Genomic DNA, 18,774 nt, shown 5'->3' with positions numbered 1-18,774 from the left:
GTCCATCAGGGCAGACGGTCGGACCGGGGGCTACTTGACCAGCGGCACACCAGTGGGCTGAATCCAGCCGAGCTGGTAGGCCAACAGAATGCACAGGAACAGGGCGATGGACAGGCCAACGCGCAAGCTCAGTGAGCGCACCATGTTGTTGGTCTTGGGCTTGCCGTCGCGACCGTCTCGCATCATGAACACCAAAGCACTGGCCAGGCTGGCCAGGATGAGCACGAAGGCGACGACGATGAAGACTTTCATACACGGCATTATGCGCCGAGCCGCCGACCATGGCTGAGTCCTCAGGATCGCGGCGTTGGCGGGCCTGGGTCGTGCTGGCGGCCACATTGGTGGGCATGGCCGTCACGGCGTCCCTCGGGCGATGGCAGCTCGACCGGGCGGCGCAGAAGGAGGCTTTGCAGGCGCTGCTTCGTGAGCGCGCCAGTTTGCCACCGGTGCGTCTGGACACGCTCACGCCGGGAGCGCCGGTGCCAGAGGATTGGCTGCACCGCCGAGCGCTCGTGCGTGGGCAGTGGCTGAGCGGCCACACGGTGTTTCTCGACAATCGCCAGATGGTCGGGCCTCAGCCGGGTTTCTTCGTTCTGACGGCCCTGGTCGTCCAAGGGCGTGGTGATGTGCTGATCGTGCAGCGCGGATGGGTCCCGCGCGATGGGCGCGATCGCACACGCATTCCCAGCATTCCGACGCCCGAGCATGAAGTGGTCGAGCTGGTCGGCCGGATTGCCCCCCCGCCGGCCAAGCTCTATCAATTCGCGCAGGAGTCCTCGGGGGTGATCCGGCAAAATCTCGACCTTCAGCGCTACGCTGAGGAAATCGGCCGGCCGGTGTGGCCGGTCACTCTCGTCCAGACCGAATCGGCACCGGGCGTTGCAGATGGCCTGTTGCGCCAGTGGCCCGAACCCTCGGTGGATGTTCACAAGCACTACGGCTATGCGTTCCAGTGGTTCGCGCTGTGTGCACTGATGGCAGGTTTGTATGTCTGGTTCCAAGTCCTCCGTCCCCGGCGCCGACGCGGCTGAGGCCACCGTGGCGGCTCGTGAGCTCGAGCCCTTGAGTTTCACGGTGCACAGCATGCCGCGTCCGGGCCTGGACGAACGCAAGCGCCTGGGGCGCTTGAAAATGCTGCTGGTGCTGCTGGTTTGCGCCGCCCCGGTGATCGCTTCGTATTTCACCTACTACGTGATCCGGCCGGAAGGGCGCACGAACTACGGCCACTTGATCGATCCGCAGCGGCCATTGCCCGCGCTGAACTTGCGCGACTTGCACGGTCAGCCCGTGGCGGCCGACAGCTTGCGGCATCAATGGTTGATCGTCGTGGTCGGCTCCAGTGCGTGTAATGCCGTGTGCGAGCGCAACCTGTATTTGCAGCGCCAATTGCGCGAGATGACCGGCAAGGATCGAGACCGCATCGACAAAGTGTGGCTGGTGACCGATGAGGCGCCGATCGCACCGGCACTGCTGCAAGCGATTGCCGGGGCTCAGGTGCTGCGTGCCTCGCGTGAGGAGGTGGCCGCTTGGCTGGAGCCCGAGGCGGGGCACGCCCTGGAAGACCATCTGTACCTGGTCGATCCGCTGGGGCATTGGATGATGCGCTTTCCCGCCCAGGCCGATCCGGCCCGCGTCAAGCGCGATCTCACCCGCTTGCTCAATGCCTCGCAACACTGGGACCGGGCCGGTCGTTGAACGGCAACCATGGACACACAAGCGCTTTATGACCTGACTCCGATCGCGCGCCTGGCCTTGCTGGGCATCGTGATCGCTCTGGGCCCCTTGACCTGGGTATGGCTGCGCAACCGGGACGCAACGCCCGGTGTGCGCTTGGCCGCGTTGACGGCTTTGACGCTGTTCTTGACTTTCGACCTGGTCGTCTTCGGGGCTTTCACTCGGCTCACCGATTCGGGCTTGGGCTGCCCGGACTGGCCGGGCTGCTATGGGGCCGCCAGCCCGGTGGGAGCCCGTGCCGAAATCACCGCCGCCGAGACGGCCATGCCCACCGGGCCGGTCACCCACAAAAAGGCGTGGATCGAGATGATTCATCGCTACCTGGCCACCGGGGTAGGGGTGCTCATCGTGGTGATGGCCATCACGAGCTGGGTGGAGCGCCGGCGTTTGGCGTTGTCGCCCTGGTGGGCCACGGCCACTTTGGTGTGGGTGTGCATCCAGGGGGCCTTCGGGGCCCTGACGGTGACCATGAAGCTGTACCCGGCCATCGTGACGGCTCATTTGTTGGGCGGCTTGCTGCTGCTGGCGCTGTTGACGGCCCAGCATCAGGTGTACCGAGCCCGTCCACTCGCCCTGGGGACGGGCATGCGGCGCCTGGCCTGGGGGGTGTTTGCGCTGCTGTGGCTACAGATCGCCTTGGGCGGCTGGGTCAGCACCAACTATGCCGTGCTGGCCTGCCCTGATTTCCCCACCTGCCATGGTCAATGGTGGCCACCGATGGACTTCCAACAGGGGTTTCAGATCGCGCGACCGCTGGGTGAGCGTCGGGATGGCGGGTATCTGAGCTTCGATGCGTTGACCGCGATCCATTACACGCACCGCTTGGCGGCTTATGTCGTGCTGGCCGCGCTGCTGGCCTATGCGGCGCTGCTGTGGCGTGCAGGTCGGGCCTTTGCCCGGCAGGCCGGCTGGCTGCTGGCCGGTGCCGTGTGGCAATTCGTCAGTGGTCTGAGCAATGTGGTGCTGGGCTGGCCGCTGGTGGCCGCGCTGGCCCACACCGCCGGTGCGGCGGGCTTGGTGGTCGTGGTCACGGCCTTGTTGACCCGGGCGCACCTGGCTCGGCATGAGCGCTGCGCGGCGCAGGCCAATGCCGCCCTGGCGCACGGCGGCCGCCGGCTCACGACCTAGAATCCCAAGGCGACATTCATGTCCGGAACCCTTGCCACTTCCGCAGCCGTGACCTCACGGTTCTTGCAGTTCTACGCGCTGACCAAGCCGCGCGTGGTGCAGCTCATCGTCTTCTGTGCCGTCATTGGCATGCTGTTGGCCGTGCCCGGCTTGCCCGACTGGCGCGTCGCGCTGGCTGCCACGGTGGGCATCTGGCTGGTGGCGGGTGCGGCGGCTGCGTTCAACTGCCTGGTCGAACAACACATCGATGCACGCATGCAGCGCACCGCGTGGCGTCCGACGGCCAAAGGCGAGCTCACCAACGCGCAGACCTTGCTGTTTTCGGCCTTGTTGTGCGCGGCGGGCATGGCCTTGCTATACCTGGCCGTCAATCCGTTGACGATGTGGCTGACCTTCGGCACCTTCGTGGGCTATGCCGTGATCTACACCGTGGTGCTCAAGCCGTTGACGCCGCAAAACATCGTGATCGGTGGCGCCTCGGGAGCGATGCCGCCGGTGCTGGGCTGGGCGGCCATGCGCGGCGAGGTGGGCCCCGAGGCGCTGATGCTGTGTCTGATCATCTTTCTGTGGACACCGCCGCACTTCTGGGCTCTGGCGTTGTACCGTGCCGAAGACTACCGCAAGGCCGGACTGCCGATGCTGCCGGTCACGCACGGGGCCGAGCTGACGCGCTTGCACATCTTCCTGTACACGTTGATGCTGTTGTCGGCCTCCTTGCTTCCTTTCATCTATGGCATGAGTGGCTGGATTTATCTCGTGGCGGCGCTGGTGCTTGGCGGCTGGTTCATCGCTTACGGCTGGCGCCTGTGGCGGGCGTATTCCGATGCGCTGGCGCGGCGCACTTTTCGCTTTTCCATCGTGCACTTGTCGCTGCTGTTCGCGGCCTTGCTGCTCGATCACTATCTGAGGCTTTGGTGATGGTGGTAATGCGACGTCGATCTGTGCTGCTGCTCGGTGCAGCGTCCTTGGCCATGGCCGGCTGTGACCAGGTCAAGAGCCTGTTGGGGGTTGAGGCCCACCGATTCCACGCCATCGACATCACCGGCGCGCAGTACGCTCGCAATTTCGCGTTGAGCGATGCGCAGGGGCGCGAGCGCACCTTGGCCGATTTCAAAGGCAAGGTGGTGGCGATCTTCTTCGGCTTCACGCAGTGTCCCGATGTGTGTCCCACGGCTTTGCTCGAGCTGGCACAGGTCAAGCAGGCTTTGGGCGCCCAGGGCGATCGCTTGCAAGGGGTGTTCATCACCGTGGACCCCGAGCGCGACACGCCCGAGGTGCTCAAAGCCTATGTGCAGGCGTTCGACCCCAGTTTCGTGGCTTTGCGCGGGTCGCCCGAGCAGACGGCGGCCGTGGCCCGCGAGTTCAAGGTCTACTACAGCAAAGTCCCGGGCAAGACGCCCGATAGCTACACGATGGATCACACGGCCGGCTTGTATGTGTTCGATGCCCAAGGTCGCGTGCGTCTGTTCGCACGCCACGGCCTGGGAGCACAGGCACTGACCGAAGACATCCGTTGGCTGCTGGCCTCAGGCTGAGTCGGCCCGCCCTGGGTGCAGGTCTGGCGCGGCGGGCCGTCTGTTGCAGGACTGTTCTGCCAAGAGGCGGGTGGGGCGTGGGCGGAAGCCCGCTCAGAAGCTGCCGAAGAGGCTGCCCAGGGTCACCACCACGGCCAAGGATACCAGCGGCACCGCCACGGCCACCACGAAGATGTCGGCGTAGGACTGGCGGTGCGTGAGCCCGCAAATGGACAACAGCGTGATCACCGCGCCGTTGTGGGGCAGGGCGTCGAGCCCACCGGTGGCAATCGCCGTGACCCGATGCAGCAGCTCGGGTGCGATGCCGGCGGCCTGACCCAGTTCCAGGTAGGTCTGCCCCAGCGTGCTCAGCGCGATGCTCATGCCGCCCGAGGCCGACCCGGTGATGCCGGCCAGCACGTTCACGGCCACCGACAGCGAGATGAGCGGATTGCCGGGTGACAGGCCCAGCACCGCATCGCGGATCAGCGCGAAGCCGGCCAGGGAGGCGATCACCGCGCCGTAGCCCACCTGCGAGGCGGTGTTGAAGATGGGCAGCACGGCGGCCGACGCGCCGGCATCGACCGTCTCGCGCCACGAAGGCAGGCGCCGGCCCAGTGTGGCCAGCAGCCACATGATGGAGATGGCCAGTGCCGCGATGATGGCCCACACGCCGCGCACGGCGTCCAGCGAGGTGTTGCCATACATGGCCTCGGCGAGATAGGCCGTGTCCAGTCGCGGGAGCAGTTGTTCGGCCAGGATGTAGTTGAGCACCACGACCACTACGATGGGCGACAGCGCCAGGGCCAGGCCGAGCGGGGCTGTCGCCGCAGCACTGGGCGCGGCCTCGGCGAGGTCATAGCCCTCGCCCTGGGCATGCTCGCGCAGCTTGCGGTCCACGGTGACCGGCGTCTGGGCATCATCGCCGTAATGCTCGCCTGCAGCACGGGCCTTGGCGGCACGCCACAGCAGCCAGGCCAGCCCCAGCCCCAGCATCACCGCGCCACCAATCAGCCCCAGGCCGGGCGCCGCGAACGGCGTGGTGCCGAAGTAAGGCATGGGAATCGCGTTCTGGATGGCCGGTGTGCCGGGCAGGGCCGTCATCGTGAAGGTGAAGGCGCCCAGCGCGATGGCGGCGGGAATGAGCCGCTTGGGGATGGAGGCGGCTCGGAAGAGTTCTGCCGCAATGGGGTAGACCGCAAAGGCCACCACGAAGAGCGAGACACCCCCGTAGGTGAGCAACGCGCAGGCCATCACCACGGCGATGAGGGCGCGCTCATCGCCCAGGCGCGCCACGATGCCTTCGGCAATGGCCCGCGCCGCACCGGTGGCTTCCATGAGCTTGCCGAACAGGGCGCCCAGCAGGAAGAGCGGGAAGTACAGCACGATGAAGCGGCCCAGGGCTGGCATGAACACCTGGGTGTAGCTGGCCAGCAGCGGCGTGCCGGGGCTGAAGAGCACGGCCGCAAGCGCTGCCAGCGGCGCCAGCACCAGGATGCTCATGCCGCGGTAGGCCAGCACCATCAGGAGCGTCAGCGACAACAGGATCCCGGCGATGCTCAGCATGGGGTCTCCAGGGAAAGTTCTCAGCGATAGCTGGACAGGTCCAGCGTCGAGCGGCGGCCAATCTGCCCGAAGTGACGCGCCAGCCAGGCGTCGGCGGTGTCGTGGCCGAGGCGATAGAGCTGCTGCAGAAAGCTCCAGCCGGTGCGCAGCTTGCTCGCAGCGCCAAAGTCCACGAGCGCCTCGGTCGCATCGATGCGATGCAGCTTCAGTGCAGCAAGCTGTCGGAACAGGGGCTGACGGGTGGCGACGGTGGCAGGGTCTTCCTGGGCGAGCAGTTGCTGCAGCAGGGCGATCGATCGAAGCTCCTTGACCAGGCTGCTGTTGAAGGTGATTTCGTTGATCCGGTCGAGGATTTGCTGCGCCGTAGTGGGCACCGTCTCGCGGCACGTGGGGTTGATCTGCACCAGGACGAGATCGTGGGCCGGGCTTTCGGTGATGAGCGGCAGCAGCGACGGGTTGCCCAGGTAGCCGCCATCCCAGTAGGGTTCGCCATCGATTTCCACCGCGCGAAAGAGCATGGGCAGGCAGGCCGAGGCCATCACCACATCGGGCGTGAGCTCGTGCTGGCGGAACTCGCGCAGCCGCCCTGTGCGCACGTGGGTGGCCGAGATGAAGAGTTGTACCCGGTCGCAGCGGCGCACACGCTCGAAGTCGATCTCGGAAGTGACGATGTCGCGCAGCGGGTTGATGTCCAGGGGGTTGAGCTGCTGGGGCGAGAACATGCGGCTCAGCCAGTCGAGGTAGCCTTGCAAAGGGGACGCCGCCAGGGTCCAGCCGCCGAAAAAGGCGGCGAAGGGCTCGGCCAGCGTGCTGCCGCCGGCCCGGCTCACGCGCGACCAGAAGCGCCGCAGGGCCTCGCGCGCGCCGGCCCGGCCGCCGGCCATCAGGCCGTCAGCCAACACCACGGCGTTCATCGCGCCAGCGCTGGTGCCACTGATGGCATCGAATTCGATGCGCTCTTCCTCCAGGAGCCGGTCCAGCACACCCCAGGTGAAGGCGCCATGGGCGCCGCCTCCCTGCAGCGCCAGATCGATGCGTCGGATGCGTCGCCGGCTCATGCCGTTCAGTCTACGGGTCGACCCCTGATCGACCAAACCAAAAACCGAGCGGCTTGAACGACAACGGCCCCCGAAGGGGCCGTTGTGTGCGAGGCGCAGGGGGCCGGGTCAGGCGTATTCGGCCAGGGCCTTGCGCATTTTCTTCATGGCGGCCGCCTCGATTTGGCGAATTCGTTCGGCGCTGACGCCGTATTCAGCGGCCAGCTCGTGCAGCGTCTTACCGCCAGTGCCGTTGTCATTCACCTTGAGCCAGCGCTCTTCGACGATGCGGCGGCTGCGAGGATCCAAGCTGTCCAGCGCCCGGGCGATGCCATCGGTGGCCAGCAGATCACGGCGCTGGGCTTCGATCACGCGGGTGGGCTCACGGCTTTCATCGGCCAGGTAGGCAATGGGCGCGAAGTTGTCTTCGCCGTCGTCGAGGCTGGGCTCCAGGGCCACGTCCCCACCGGACAGGCGGGTCTCCATCTCGATGACATCCTCACGCTTGACCTTGAGCTCGCGGGCCACCGCATCGATTTCCCGGTCGGACAGGGTGCTGCGGTGCGTGTCGACCTCGTCGGCTTCGCCTTTGAGGCTTTGCTTGAGGGAGCGCAAATTGAAGAACAGCTTGCGTTGGGCCTTGGTGGTGGCCACCTTGACCATGCGCCAGTTCCTCAAAATGAACTCATGGATCTCGGCCTTGATCCAGTGCAGGGCATAGCTGACCAGGCGCACGCCCTGGTCGGGGTCGAAGCGCTTGACGGCCTTCATCAAACCCACATTGCCCTCCTGGATCAGGTCGCCATGCGGCAGGCCATAACCCAGGTACTGGCGCGAGACCGACACCACCAGTCGCAGGTGCGACAGCACCAGCTTCCCGGCGGCTTCCAGGTCGCGGTGATCTCGCCAGCGGCGCGCCAGCGTGGTTTCTTCTTCCTGCGTCAGCAGGGGCAAACGGTTGACGGCCGCGATGTAGGCATCCAGATTGCCCAGGGAGGGCACCAAGGCCCAGGGATCGCGGACGGTCAGGGCAGCGGTCGAGGTGTTCATGGTCGTCATAGACATCTCGAACCTCCTTTCAGTTCCCTTGATGTTAGCACTCGATGGCAGAGAGTGCTAATCCCTCCTCCGAGGGAACCCTTATGAATAGTAATAAACAATCGATTCGTTTGGGGTCATTGGGAAATTTCGAAGGCTTGGGCCAGCAGGGCATAAGACCGCCGGCGCACTGCCGGATCGTAGGCCCAGGTATTGATCACCAATTCGTCCAGGGCCAAGGCGTCGGCCAGGCGGCGCAGCTGCTCGGCCACCGTGGCGGCGCTGCCCACGAAGGCCTTGCGGCGCAGGGCGTCCACCGTGGGCCATTCCTCGGGGGTGAAACCGCGCTGGGCGATCTGGTCGGGGGGCTGCAGGGGACCGAGCCGCCCGTGCATGCGGTCCAGCCGCCAACGCTCCCGGCTGAGCGCATGGAAGCGGGCTTCTTCATCGGTGTCGGCGGCCAAGGCCCACACGCAGATCGTGGCTTGGGGCCTGGGGTGGCGTGGGCTGGGCCGGTAGAGGCGGCGGTAGAGGTCCAGGGCCTGTTCCACGCCCTGGCCATCCATGAAGAAATAGGCAAAGGCATAGGGCAGGCCCAGGTGGGCCGCCAGCCGGGCGCCGTAGTCGGAGCTGCCCAGCACCCACACCGTGGGGATACGCGCCCAAGGGGCCTCGGGCGAGGGGGCGGGCGCACGGGGGTGGGCGACGATGCCTCGGTGCGGCTGGCCGGCCAGCCAGGCTTGCAGGTCCTGGATTTGTTCCGGGAAGCTTTCGGCCGCGGCATGGGCGTTCGGGTTGAGGGCCAGCGCCGTGCGCATGTCGGCACCCGGCGCACGGCCCACACCCAGGTCGATGCGGCCCGGGGCCAGGGCCTCGAGCACACGGAACTGCTCGGCCACTTTCAGCGCAGCGTAGTGGGGCAGCATGACTCCGGCACTGCCCAGGCGTATGCGTTGGGTGCGTGCGGCCATGGCGGCCAGCAAGATCTCAGGGGCGGTGCCGACGATGGTGGGCAGGCTGTGGTGCTCGCTCACCCAGAAGCGGTGATAGCCCAGGGCTTCGCAGTGAACGGCCAGGTCGAGGGTATCGCGGATGGCAGCGTCTTCGCTGGCGCCGGCCAGCCAGATCGATTGATCGAGGACGGAAAGCTTCATGGGGGGCATTGTCGGCGCGTTGGGGGCGCTGGGCGGATGTGCGGACATCCGGCGGCTGGCCCGCCCCGCCGGGCCCACTTGACGACCGGGTGAAGGCAGGATCGCCGTGGCCAAATACTGTATATTTATACAGTTACTGGTGACGCCATGCTTTCACGGTCCTTGTCTTCCGAGGTGGCTGCCGCCGTCTGGCAGGGGGATGCCTTGCCCGGCGCCCATGAGCTGCCTGTGTGCCCGACCGGCTTTGCCGCGCTGGATGCCGTGCTGCCTGGCGGGGGCTGGCCGGTTCAGGGATTGAGCGAGATCCTGCTGCCGGCCTGGGGGCTGGCGGAATGCCGTCTGACCGCACCGGCCCTGTCTCGGGTGCTGGCCGACGAGGGGCCGGGCAAGGCCGTGCTCTTCATCGGCCCGCCCGCGCCGCCCCATGCGCCCGGTTGGCGTGCGGCGGGCCTGAACGCGGATTCGATGATTTGGGTGAATGTGGTCCAGCCCGAGCAGCGCCTGTGGGCGGCCGCACAGGCGCTGCACTGCGCGGAGGTGGCTGCCGTGTTGCTGTGGCTGCCTGTCCAGCGGGGGCAGGTGGCGGGCTTGCGGCGGCTGCAAGTGCGCAGCTTGCAGGGACAGCGGCTGGTGTTCGTGTTTCGGCCGCTGGCGGTGCAGGTCGAGGCTTCGCCTGCGCCTTTGCGTCTGGCCGTGCAAGCCAGTCGGCCGTTGAGCTTGGTGTTGCGTTTGCTCAAGCGCCGGGGGCCGCCCCATGACAGGCCGATCGAGGTGCCTGCGGCGCCGCAAGACTTGGCGGAGGTGCTGTCTCATGCGTTGGCGGCCCGCGGGGGGGGCTCCGCCGTTTCCATGCAGCGGTTCGATGTTGGCCGGTCCTTGCTGGATGGCGTTGTGCCTTCGCACGACCTGCGGGCCGTCACCGGCTGAGGAGCCGGCGCCGTCGCTGGCGGCTACGCCCGAGGCCTTGGGGTGGTGGGCGCTGCAGTTCACCCCTCGGGTGTGTCGCCATGAGGAGGCGGTGCTCATGGAGGTGGGTGGCAGCCTGCGCTTGTTTGGCGGGCCCCAGGCTTTGCGTGCACGCATCGAGACCGCTGCGGCCGAGCTGGGCTGGAAGCATTGCGCTGCCGCACCCACCGCTTTGGGGGCGCTGGCCTTGGCGCGTGGCGGACAAGTGGGCGCCTGGGGCGGTGAGTTGAGTGCTTTGCTGGATGGGTTGCCGCTGGACAGCTTGCGCCAGGTGGCCCTGCAAGCGGCCTGGCTCAGCCGCCTGGGCTGCCGGTGTCTGGGCCAGGTGCGCGCGCTGCCTCGTGCGGGCTTGGCGCGTCGCGCGGGCCCCGATGTATTGCGGGAGCTGGACCAGGCATATGGCGAGGCGCCCTGGTCGGCCCCATGGATCACGCCGCCCGAGGTGTTCGAGGCCCGGCTGGAGTTGCCCGGGCGGGTGGAATCGGCCCCGGCCTTGATGCTGGGGGTCCGCCGCTTGCTGCTGCAGCTGTGCGGCTGGTTGGCGGCCCGCCAGGCCGGGCTGCGCTGCTTCGTGCTGCGCTGGCGATACGACGGCCACGGCCGCGACGATGCGTGGGTGGGCGAGCTGCCGGTGCGCACGGCCGAGCCCACTCGTCGGGTCGATCACTTGTTGCGCTTGTCGAGCGAGTGGTTGGCCCGGGTGCGGCTGGCCGCGCCGGTGGGAGAGCTGTCTTTGTGCTGCGACGAGATCGAACCGCTGGCCGAGACGGCGTCTTCGCTGCTGCCCGGGGCCGTCGAGATCACCAGGGGAGAAAGCCTGTCGCAGTTGCTGGAGCGCTTGTCGGCCCGTTTGGGCCCGGATCGGGTGTGCCGCCCGGTGCCGCGTGCCGACCATCGCCCCGAGGCTCAGCAGACGTGGCAGCCAGCCATGCAGGTCGACAAGGTCGCAATGCCGTCTGGTCTGCCGGGGCCGCAGCCCGCCTGGCTGTGGCGTGAACCGCTGCTGCTGGACATTTGCCGGGAGCGACCGCAGCTGCAGGGCGATTTGAGGATCTTGGCCGGTCCGCACCGGCTCGAGGCCGGCTGGTGGGACACCCCGGGCACGGTGGCCGCGCGCGACTACTACGTGGCTTGGAATGAGCGCAGCGGGCTGGTGTGGATTTACCGCGAACGTCGTCTGCGAGACGGCGGCAGCTGGTTCCTGCATGGGGGGTTTGGATGAGGTCGGCCATGATGGTGCTGCCAGACTATGCCGAGCTGCATTGCCTGAGCTACTTCAGTTTCCAGCGCGGGGCCTCGTCGCCGAAGGAGCTGGTGGAGCGTGCGATCGCGCTGGACTATCACGCGCTGGCGATCACCGATGAGTGTTCGCTGGCGGGGGTGGTGCGGGCCCATCAAGCCTTGGCCGAGGCGTGCGAGGAGGCCAAGGCTGAAGGTCGTTGCAAGCCTCGTCTGCGCTTGCTGATCGGCAGCGAGTTTCGGGTGGAGGCTTCGCTGCCCTTCCGGCTCGTGGTTTTGGCTCGCGACCGCGGGGGCTACGCACGCCTGAGTCAGTTCATCACCGACCTGCGTCGCGCCAGTCCCAAAGGTCACTACCGCCTGGACGTGGGCGAGCTGTGCGCCGACCGCTTGGCGGGCAACGAGCTGCTGTGGGTGCCCAAGCGCGGTGCGGCGCTGGAAGCCCTGTGCGCTCAAGCCGCCGAGTTTCGACGGACTTTCGGCGCGGCGGCCTGGGGCGTGGTCGAGCTGTTCCACGAGATCGATGATGCGCTGTGGCTGCACACCTTGCGCCAGGTGTCGCGGCGCAGCGGGCTGCCGCTGGTGGCCGCTGGCGACGTGCACATGCATGTGCGTTCGCGCAAGCCCTTGCAGGATGTGCTCACTGCCATTGGTCTGGGCCGTCCGCTGGCTGAGTGCGGCACGGATTTGCAGCCGCATGGTGAGCGTCATCTGCGAGCGCGCGCCACGCTGGCGCGTCTCTACGGCGCCGAGCTGATGGCCGCCACGATCGAGGTCGCTGCACGCTGCCATTTCTGCTTGGATGAGCTGAAGTACGAGTATCCCGAGGAGGTGGTGCCGCCGGGCTGGCATCCGGCGGCTTGGTTGCGTCACCTCACCGAGCAAGGCGCCCGCCAGCGTTATCCCGCAGGCGTGCCCGAAGGCGTGCAAAGCCAGATCGACCAGGAGTTGGCGCTGATCAGCGCCAAGCACTACGAAAAGTACTTCTTGACGGTGCACGACATCGTGCAGTTCGCTCGCTCGCGCGGCATCCTTTGCCAGGGGCGTGGATCGGCGGCCAATTCGGCGGTGTGCTATTGCCTGCACATCACCGAGATCGACCCGGCGCGAGCGAACTTGTTGTTCGAGCGCTTCATCAGCATGGAGCGCGACGAGCCGCCGGACATCGATGTCGACTTCGAGCATCAGCGCCGCGAAGAGGTCATTCAGTATCTGTATGCCAAGTACGGTCGCCACCGCACGGCGCTGGTGGCCACCGTCATTGGCTATCGCACGCGCAGCGCCATTCGGGATGTGGGCAAAGCGCTGGGTTTCGAGCAGGCGCAGGTCGAGGCCCTGGCCAAGAGCCATTTCTGGTGGGATCAGCCGCAGGTGGTGTCCCAGCGTCTGGCCGAACTGGGGCTGGACGCCGCCGATCGCCGCGTGGCGCAGTGGATCGAGCTGGTCGAGCAGTTGCGCGGCTTTCCGCGCCACTTGAGCCAGCATGTGGGCGGTTTCGTGATCGCCAAGGGGGCGTTGTCGCACATCGTGCCCATCGAGAATGCCGCGATGCCCGAGCGCACCGTGATCCAGTGGGACAAGGACGACCTCGAAGCCTTGCGCTTGATGAAGGTCGATGTGCTGGCGCTGGGCATGCTCAGCGCGCTGCGCCGCGCGCTCGAACTCGTCAGCCTTCGGCGCGGTGTGCCGTTTGGACTGCAAGACATTCCCGACGGGGACGAGGCCACCTACGCCATGATCCGCCGTGCCGATACCGTGGGCGTGTTCCAGATCGAAAGCCGCGCGCAGATGAGCATGCTGCCGCGTTTGCAGCCGCGCACCTACTACGACTTGGTGGTGCAAGTGGCCATCGTGCGCCCAGGCCCCATTCAAGGGGGCATGGTGCATCCCTACCTGAAGCAGCGCGAAAGACAGCGCGCCGGATGCGACGTGGTGGCCGAGTTGCCCACTCCGGCCTTGCGCAAAGCCCTGGGTCGCACCCTGGGCGTGCCAATCTTTCAAGAGCAGGTGATGCAGCTGTGCATGCTGTGCGCGGGCTTTACCGCTGGCGAGGCCGACCGCCTGCGCCGCGCGATGGCCGCTTGGAGGCGCCACGGCAACGTCCATCCGTTTCGTCAGCGCATCATCGATGGCATGACGGCACGGGGCTACGAGCGTGCCTATGCCGAACGGATCTTCCAGCAGATCGAAGGTTTCGGGGAGTACGGCTTTCCGGAAAGCCATGCCGCGTCATTTGCGCTGCTGGCCTACGACAGCGCCTGGCTGAAATGCCATGAGCCCGCTGCCTTTCTGGCCGCGCTGCTCGATGCGCAGCCCATGGGGTTTTACTCTCCCAGCCAGCTCGTGCAGGACGCGCGCCGCCATGGGGTGGAGGTGCGCCCGGTGGACGTGAGTCACAGCGAGGTCGAATCCACGCTGGAGGACCTCGCGCGCCAGCCGCAGCCGGCGGTGCGCTTGGGGCTGCAGCTGGTGGCCGGCCTGAGCATCGCAGCGGCCCGGCGCATCGTGCAAGCGCGTGCCGCAGGCCCGTTCATCGACGTACAAGACCTGGCACGCCGCGCTCGACTGCAGGCCCAAGATCTGCGTCACCTGGCCGCCGCCGATGCCTTGAGGAGCCTGGCAGGCCATCGCCGTCAGCAGGTTTGGCAGGCCACGGCCTGGATGCCTCTGCCAAACTTGCTGCAAGACGCGCGCATCGACGAGCCGCCTTTGCAACTGCCGCTGGCGGCCGAGGGCGAGGAAATCGTCTTCGACTACGCGGCATTGGGCCTGACGCTGCGCCGCCATCCGCTGGCTTTGTTGCGTGGGCAGCTGCGCCGCCGGGGCTTGCTCACGGCGCGTGAGATGCGCGACCTGCCGCACGGCCGGTGGGTGCGTGCCTGCGGGCTCGTCACGGTTCGCCAACGGCCTCAAACCGCCAAGGGCACCGTCTTCGTGTCCTTGGAGGACGAAAGCGGCATGGTCAATGTCATCGTCTGGCGCGATGTGCAAGAGCGCTTCGGCCGCGAGCTGTTGCTCTCGCGCCTGCTGGCCGTGCAGGGCTGGTGGCAGCGTGAGGGCGAGGTGCGCCACCTGGTGGCGCAGCGGCTGGAAGACCTCACGCCGCTGCTGGGCCGCTTGGCGCACGCAGGGCTGCAAAGCCGGGACTTTCATTGAGCCGTGGCCGCGGCCCGCTGCGGCCGCGCTACGCTTGCGTCTTCACCGATACGATGAATGATGATGATGACGAAGACGGCTTCCCTACACGTGGGCGTGCTCACCGGTGGAGGCGATTGTCCCGGCCTCAATGCCGTGATCCGCGCAGTCACCAAGTCCCTCATCAATGATTGCGGCGCGCGCGTCACCGGCATCGAGCGGGGCTTTCTCGGCCTGATCGAGCGTCGCGTGGTGGCGCTGGACCGCCGGGCCGTCAGTGGCATCCTGCACCAAGGCGGCACCATCCTCGGGGCGAACAACCAGGCCGATCCGTTCGCTTGGTTCGGCGCCGGCGGGGCCGATGTCTCCGGTGCGGTGATGGACTACGTGCGCGAGCTCGGCCTGGACGCGCTGGTGGCCATCGGCGGCGATGGCACCATGGGCATTGCCCACCGTTTCCAGCAGCTGGGCTTGCCCGTGGTGGGCGTGCCCAAGACGATCGACAACGACCTGATGCACACCGAGCGCAGCTTTGGCTTCGACAGCGCGGTGGCCGTGGTCGCCGAGGCCCTGGCGCGGCTGGAAACCACGGCGCGCAGCCACGGCCGGGTGATGATCGTCGAGACCATGGGGCGCTATGCAGGCTGGATCGCGCTGGAAGGCGGCTTGGCCGGTGGGGCCGACGTGATCCTGCTGCCTGAGATTCCCTACGACCTGGAGGCCGTGGCAAGGCTGTGCCGCCAGCGCGAGGCCGCCCAGGGCTTCACGCTCATTTGCGTGGCCGAAGGCGCCCGGCCGGTGGGCGGCACCATGACCGTGGCGGCCCATTGGGCCGACCGCCCCGACCCCATCCGTCTGGGCGGTGTGGGCCACGTGCTGCGCGAGCAGTTGCAGCCGCACCTGCGCAGCGAGGTGCGCAGCACCTTGCTCGGTCATGTGCAGCGCGGCGGCTCGCCCACCCCCTACGACCGCGTGCTGGCCACCCGCTTGGGCTGCCATGCGGCCGCCATGGTGGCCCGTGGCGAGTTCGGCCGCATGGTCGTGTTGCGTGGCGATGCGTGCGACAGCGTGCCCCTGAGCGAGGTCGCCGGTCGCAACCGCACCGTGCCGCTGGATCACCCCTTGCTGAAAGCTGCACGGTCACTGGGCATTTCTCTGGGGGAGGGCCGAGCTTGAAAGCGCATCCACACCATCGATCTGGGGACCATGGGCACAGCCCCGCGCAGGCTGCTGCTTGGGCTGACGCGCAGCGCTTTGGCAAACCCGAGGCTGGCTGGCGACACAAGGCTTATGTGGTCATCTTCGAAGCCGATACCCGAGCCGGCAAGCGTTTCGACCAGTGGTTGATCGCGCTGATCCTGCTCAGCGTGTTGACCGTGGTGCTCGACAGTGTGGCCAGTGTGCGCGCCCAGCATGGCGCCATGCTGCGCGTGCTGGAATGGGGGTTCACGGCTGTCTTCACGGTCGAGTATCTCGCGCGCTTGGTGTGCGTGCGTCGCCCCTGGCGCTATGCCACGAGCTTCTTTGGCCTCATCGACTTGATCGCCATCTTGCCTTCATACATTGCGTTTTTCGTTCCCGAGGCCCATCTGTTGATCGATGTTCGCATCCTGCGGCTGTTGCGCGTCTTTCGCATCTTCAAGCTCACGGGGTATGTGGCCGAGTACACGGCCTTGGGGCAGGCCTTGAAGGCCAGCCGGCGCAAGATCGCGGTGTTTTTGTCTTTCGTGTTCATGGTGGTGCTGGTGATGGGCACCTTGATGTATGTGGTGGAAGGGCCGGAACATGGCTACACCAGCATTCCCGTGGCCATGTACTGGGCCATCACCACGATGAGCACCGTGGGCTTTGGAGACATCACGCCGCAAACCGAGTTGGGCCGATTCATCGCCTCGGTGATGATGCTGTTGGGCTGGGGGGTGCTGGCCGTGCCCACCGGCATCGTCACCACCGAGATGGCGGCGCAGCGCTTGCGACGGCCGACCACGACTCGAACCTGTCCGGAATGTCTTTCCGAGGGACATCTTCCCGATGCGAAGTTCTGTCGCGACTGTGGTGCGCGCCTGCCGCGCTACGCGCACGATCCACAGGCCTGAGCGCCGAATCGCGAGGGTGGGACAATCGCCTCCATGAGCTCGACCTCTTTGACCTTCACCCGCCCGGACGACTGGCATTTGCATGTGCGCGACGGCGCCGCCATGGCCTCGGTCGTGCCGCACACGGCGCGACAGTTCGCTCGCGCCATCATCATGCCCAACCTCAAGCCGCCGGTGACCACGGCCGAGCAGGCATTGGCCTACCGGGCGCGCATCCGTGCGGCCGTGCCCCCAGGGCTGAGTTTCGAGCCGCTGATGACGCTGTACCTCACTGACAACCTGCCTGCCGAGGAGATCGAGCGGGCCAAGAATGCCGGGGTGGTGGCGGTCAAGCTGTATCCGGCCGGGGCCACCACCAACAGTGACGCTGGCGTCACCGACATCCGCAAGACCTACAAGACGCTGGAAGCCATGCAAAAGCATGGCTTGTTGCTGCTGGTGCATGGCGAGGTGACCGACCCCGAGATCGACCTCTTCGACCGCGAGAAGGCCTTCATCGACGACAAACTCATCCCGCTGCGCCGCGACTTTCCCGAGTTGAAGATCGTTTTTGAGCACATCACCACGAAGGAAGCCGCGCAGTACGTGGCCGAGGCCGATCGCTTCGTGGGTGCCACCATCACGGCGCATCACTTGCTCTACAACCGCAACGCGATCTTCCTGGGCGGCATCCGGCCGCACTACTATTGCCTGCCCGTGCTCAAGCGCGAGGAACACCGCCGCGCCCTGGTGGCTGCGGCCACCTCGGGCTCGCCGAAGTTCTTCCTCGGCACCGACAGTGCGCCGCATCCGGCCCACCTGAAAGAGCATGCCACCGGCTGCGCCGGCTGCTACACCGCGCTGTCGGCCTTGGAGCTTTATGCCGAGGCGTTCGAGGCAGCCGGTGCGCTGGACAAGCTGGAGGGGTTTGCCAGCTTTTTCGGTGCCGATTTCTACGGCCTGCCGCGCAACACTGGCACCGTGACGCTGAAAAAGACGCCTTGGCAGCTGCCCGAGACCCTGCCCTTCGGCGAGGCCACGCTCAAGCCGTTGCGTGGTGGCGAGACCCTGGCGTGGCGCGTGATGGAGCGCTGAACCCGGCGATGACCTGGCCGGCTTTGGATTGGCGCAGGCCCTGGTGGGCGCCGTTGGCCCAGGTGGGGGCTTCGGTCGAAGCGCGGGTGCGTGCCGGCGCCAGCGTGGCCGACGCACTCAACACCTGTGGCGGCTCGGTGCGTTGCCCGGTGCGTTTCGTGCCCCAGGAGGCCTTGCCCGACGGCGAGCCCTATGAGGCTTTCATCTTCCGCACCGGTTGTGTGCCCACGCGCAACAACCTGCACGATTTCTTCAATGGCTTGATGTGGCTCGTGCGGCCTGCGCTGAAGCGCCGCTTGAATGAGCTGCAAGCCGCCGAAATCGCGCAGCGCGGGGTGGGCGCCACCCGTGGGCCGGTGCGTGATGCCTTGACGCTTTTCGACGAAAACGCCGCCTTGCTGCGCGCGCCGGTCGAGCTGGTCCAGGCGCTGCGCGAGCGACGCTGGCGCGCGCTCTTCATCGATCACCGTACGTTGTGGGCCCAGGCGCGCTTGGAGCTCTTTGGCCACGCGCTGCTGGAAAAGTTGGTCACCCCCTACAAAAGCCTCACCGCCCATGTGTGGGTGGTGGAAGAGGGTGCCGCGCCCGACCTCGGGCTTACCCCCGAACGCCTGGCGCCCAAGCCTTTCCTGCCGCTGCCCGTGCTCGGGGTGCCCGGCTGGTGGCCGGCCAATGAGGAGGCCGCTTTTTACGACGATGCCGAGGTTTTCCGCCCGCACCGCCGGCGGCCTGGCCACCAGCCTGAGATAATGACGATGTGAAGCAAGCCAGACCGCCGCTGGTGCAAGTGCCGAAAGGCCGCACTGGAGGAAGGTCCGGACTGCGCAGGGCAGCGTAGCAGGTAACACCTGTCCGCCGTGAGGCGAGGATCAGAGCAACAGAGACGAGTCGGGCCGCGGCGCAAGCTGCGGTTCGGGTGAAACGGGCAATCTCTACGCGCAGCAACACCAAATAGGCACACGTCGATCCGGCCCGGGGAGTGTGCGGGTAGGTGGCATCGAGCCGCATCCGTGAGGGGCGGCCCAGAGGAATGGCGGTCACGGCGGGGCGACCCGCCGCACAGAATCCGGCCTATCGGCTTGTTTCACACACG

17 protein-coding genes and 1 other RNA gene are annotated in these 18,774 nt (G+C 66.9%); 13 read left to right on the top strand and 5 right to left on the bottom strand.

Annotated features, from left to right (window positions below; genetic code table 11):
* Positions 1-30: 30 nt before the first annotated feature.
* Positions 31-252, bottom strand: a complete 222-nt coding sequence (locus CTA01S_RS08845) for a twin transmembrane helix small protein (protein ID WP_019560823.1) — start codon at positions 250-252, stop codon at positions 31-33.
* Between the two features lie 29 nt (positions 253-281).
* Between CTA01S_RS08845 and CTA01S_RS08840 the strand changes: the two genes are divergently transcribed.
* Genes CTA01S_RS08840 through CTA01S_RS08820 form a run of 5 tightly spaced genes read left to right on the top strand, consistent with a single transcriptional unit; the run spans position 282 to position 4,397 of the window.
* Positions 282-1,031 (top strand): SURF1 family protein, encoded by a 750-nt coding sequence (locus tag CTA01S_RS08840; protein ID WP_019560822.1) that lies wholly within the window; start codon positions 282-284, stop codon positions 1,029-1,031.
* Positions 988-1,695, top strand: a complete 708-nt coding sequence (locus CTA01S_RS08835) for an SCO family protein (protein WP_019560821.1) — start codon at positions 988-990, stop codon at positions 1,693-1,695. The genes CTA01S_RS08840 and CTA01S_RS08835 overlap by 44 nt, the downstream gene beginning before the upstream one ends.
* A gap of 9 nt (positions 1,696-1,704) precedes the next feature.
* Entirely contained in the window at positions 1,705-2,862 is a 1,158-nt protein-coding gene (locus CTA01S_RS08830) for a COX15/CtaA family protein (RefSeq protein ID WP_062194674.1), read from the top strand.
* A gap of 18 nt (positions 2,863-2,880) precedes the next feature.
* Positions 2,881-3,780 carry a heme o synthase gene (gene cyoE, locus CTA01S_RS08825; RefSeq protein ID WP_062194671.1) on the top strand — a complete coding sequence of 300 codons (900 nt, stop codon included), beginning with the start codon at positions 2,881-2,883 and terminating at the stop codon, positions 3,778-3,780.
* A gap of 8 nt (positions 3,781-3,788) precedes the next feature.
* Positions 3,789-4,397 (top strand): SCO family protein, encoded by a 609-nt coding sequence (locus CTA01S_RS08820; protein ID WP_232301031.1) that lies wholly within the window; start codon positions 3,789-3,791, stop codon positions 4,395-4,397.
* A 93-nt stretch (positions 4,398-4,490) separates the two neighbouring features.
* On the opposite strand, the gene CTA01S_RS08815 is transcribed toward CTA01S_RS08820, so the two are convergent.
* From CTA01S_RS08815 to CTA01S_RS08800, 4 genes are all read right to left on the bottom strand, one after another.
* A complete protein-coding gene (locus tag CTA01S_RS08815; RefSeq protein WP_062194664.1) occupies positions 4,491-5,942 on the bottom strand; it encodes a GntP family permease in 1,452 nt (483 codons plus the stop codon).
* 20 nt (positions 5,943-5,962) lie between these two features.
* Positions 5,963-7,000: a patatin-like phospholipase family protein gene (locus CTA01S_RS08810; protein WP_062194661.1), complete on the bottom strand. Its 1,038-nt coding sequence runs from the start codon at positions 6,998-7,000 to the stop codon at positions 5,963-5,965.
* Positions 7,001-7,108: 108 nt separating this feature from the next.
* Positions 7,109-8,038, bottom strand: coding sequence for an RNA polymerase sigma factor RpoH (gene rpoH, locus CTA01S_RS08805; RefSeq protein ID WP_019561373.1), 930 nt, complete (start codon positions 8,036-8,038; stop codon positions 7,109-7,111).
* A gap of 116 nt (positions 8,039-8,154) precedes the next feature.
* Positions 8,155-9,171, bottom strand: a complete 1,017-nt coding sequence (locus CTA01S_RS08800; protein ID WP_062194654.1) for an LLM class flavin-dependent oxidoreductase — start codon at positions 9,169-9,171, stop codon at positions 8,155-8,157.
* 147 nt (positions 9,172-9,318) lie between these two features.
* Here CTA01S_RS08800 and imuA point away from each other — a divergent pair, with 147 nt between their 5' ends.
* The 8 genes from imuA to rnpB all read left to right on the top strand — a co-directional run bounded on the left by imuA (position 9,319) and on the right by rnpB (position 18,771).
* Entirely contained in the window at positions 9,319-10,098 is a 780-nt protein-coding gene (gene imuA / locus CTA01S_RS08795) for a translesion DNA synthesis-associated protein ImuA (protein WP_062194650.1), read from the top strand.
* Entirely contained in the window at positions 10,034-11,359 is a 1,326-nt protein-coding gene (locus tag CTA01S_RS08790; RefSeq protein WP_062194647.1) for a Y-family DNA polymerase, read from the top strand. Before imuA ends, CTA01S_RS08790 begins: the two co-directional genes overlap by 65 nt.
* Positions 11,360-11,370: 11 nt before the next feature.
* On the top strand, positions 11,371-14,532 hold the full coding sequence (locus tag CTA01S_RS08785) for an error-prone DNA polymerase (protein WP_062194840.1): 3,162 nt from the start codon (positions 11,371-11,373) through the stop codon (positions 14,530-14,532).
* Positions 14,533-14,595: 63 nt separating this feature from the next.
* Positions 14,596-15,687: a 6-phosphofructokinase gene (locus CTA01S_RS08780; protein ID WP_062194838.1), complete on the top strand. Its 1,092-nt coding sequence runs from the start codon at positions 14,596-14,598 to the stop codon at positions 15,685-15,687.
* Complete coding sequence (locus CTA01S_RS08775) at positions 15,684-16,607, top strand: ion transporter (protein WP_019561379.1); 924 nt, start codon at positions 15,684-15,686, stop codon at positions 16,605-16,607. Before CTA01S_RS08780 ends, CTA01S_RS08775 begins: the two co-directional genes overlap by 4 nt.
* Positions 16,608-16,640: 33 nt before the next feature.
* The gene (gene pyrC, locus CTA01S_RS08770) at positions 16,641-17,681 is read left to right on the top strand and encodes a dihydroorotase (protein WP_062194644.1); all 1,041 of its coding nucleotides are present in this window, start codon (positions 16,641-16,643) and stop codon (positions 17,679-17,681) included.
* 8 nt (positions 17,682-17,689) lie between these two features.
* Positions 17,690-18,442, top strand: a complete 753-nt coding sequence (locus tag CTA01S_RS08765) for a DUF3025 domain-containing protein (protein ID WP_062194641.1) — start codon at positions 17,690-17,692, stop codon at positions 18,440-18,442.
* Positions 18,441-18,771: RNase P RNA component class A (gene rnpB / locus CTA01S_RS08760), an RNA gene on the top strand. Before CTA01S_RS08765 ends, rnpB begins: the two co-directional genes overlap by 2 nt.
* The last annotated feature ends 3 nt before the right edge of the window (positions 18,772-18,774 follow it).

The sequence above is a fragment of the Caldimonas taiwanensis NBRC 104434 genome (assembly GCF_001592165.1).
Taxonomy (GTDB): domain Bacteria; phylum Pseudomonadota; class Gammaproteobacteria; order Burkholderiales; family Burkholderiaceae_C; genus Caldimonas; species Caldimonas manganoxidans.
Note: the sequence above shows the minus strand (reverse complement) of the source record. Positions and strands in the feature narration are given on the sequence as shown.

Coding starts and splice junctions, on each gene's coding strand:
- CTA01S_RS08820 (WP_232301031.1), top strand. CDS start 3,789: ATGCGACGTCGATCTGTGCTGCTGCTCGGTGCAGCGTCCTTGGCCATG.
- CTA01S_RS08800 (WP_062194654.1), bottom strand. CDS start 9,171: ATGAAGCTTTCCGTCCTCGATCAATCGATCTGGCTGGCCGGCGCCAGC.
- CTA01S_RS08790 (WP_062194647.1), top strand. CDS start 10,034: ATGTTGGCCGGTCCTTGCTGGATGGCGTTGTGCCTTCGCACGACCTGC.
- rpoH (WP_019561373.1), bottom strand. CDS start 8,038: ATGACGACCATGAACACCTCGACCGCTGCCCTGACCGTCCGCGATCCC.
- CTA01S_RS08780 (WP_062194838.1), top strand. CDS start 14,596: ATGATGACGAAGACGGCTTCCCTACACGTGGGCGTGCTCACCGGTGGA.
- cyoE (WP_062194671.1), top strand. CDS start 2,881: ATGTCCGGAACCCTTGCCACTTCCGCAGCCGTGACCTCACGGTTCTTG.
- CTA01S_RS08765 (WP_062194641.1), top strand. CDS start 17,690: ATGACCTGGCCGGCTTTGGATTGGCGCAGGCCCTGGTGGGCGCCGTTG.
- CTA01S_RS08815 (WP_062194664.1), bottom strand. CDS start 5,942: ATGCTGAGCATCGCCGGGATCCTGTTGTCGCTGACGCTCCTGATGGTG.
- pyrC (WP_062194644.1), top strand. CDS start 16,641: ATGAGCTCGACCTCTTTGACCTTCACCCGCCCGGACGACTGGCATTTG.
- CTA01S_RS08785 (WP_062194840.1), top strand. CDS start 11,371: ATGGTGCTGCCAGACTATGCCGAGCTGCATTGCCTGAGCTACTTCAGT.
- CTA01S_RS08845 (WP_019560823.1), bottom strand. CDS start 252: ATGAAAGTCTTCATCGTCGTCGCCTTCGTGCTCATCCTGGCCAGCCTG.
- CTA01S_RS08830 (WP_062194674.1), top strand. CDS start 1,705: ATGGACACACAAGCGCTTTATGACCTGACTCCGATCGCGCGCCTGGCC.
- imuA (WP_062194650.1), top strand. CDS start 9,319: ATGCTTTCACGGTCCTTGTCTTCCGAGGTGGCTGCCGCCGTCTGGCAG.
- CTA01S_RS08810 (WP_062194661.1), bottom strand. CDS start 7,000: ATGAGCCGGCGACGCATCCGACGCATCGATCTGGCGCTGCAGGGAGGC.
- CTA01S_RS08840 (WP_019560822.1), top strand. CDS start 282: ATGGCTGAGTCCTCAGGATCGCGGCGTTGGCGGGCCTGGGTCGTGCTG.
- CTA01S_RS08835 (WP_019560821.1), top strand. CDS start 988: ATGTCTGGTTCCAAGTCCTCCGTCCCCGGCGCCGACGCGGCTGAGGCC.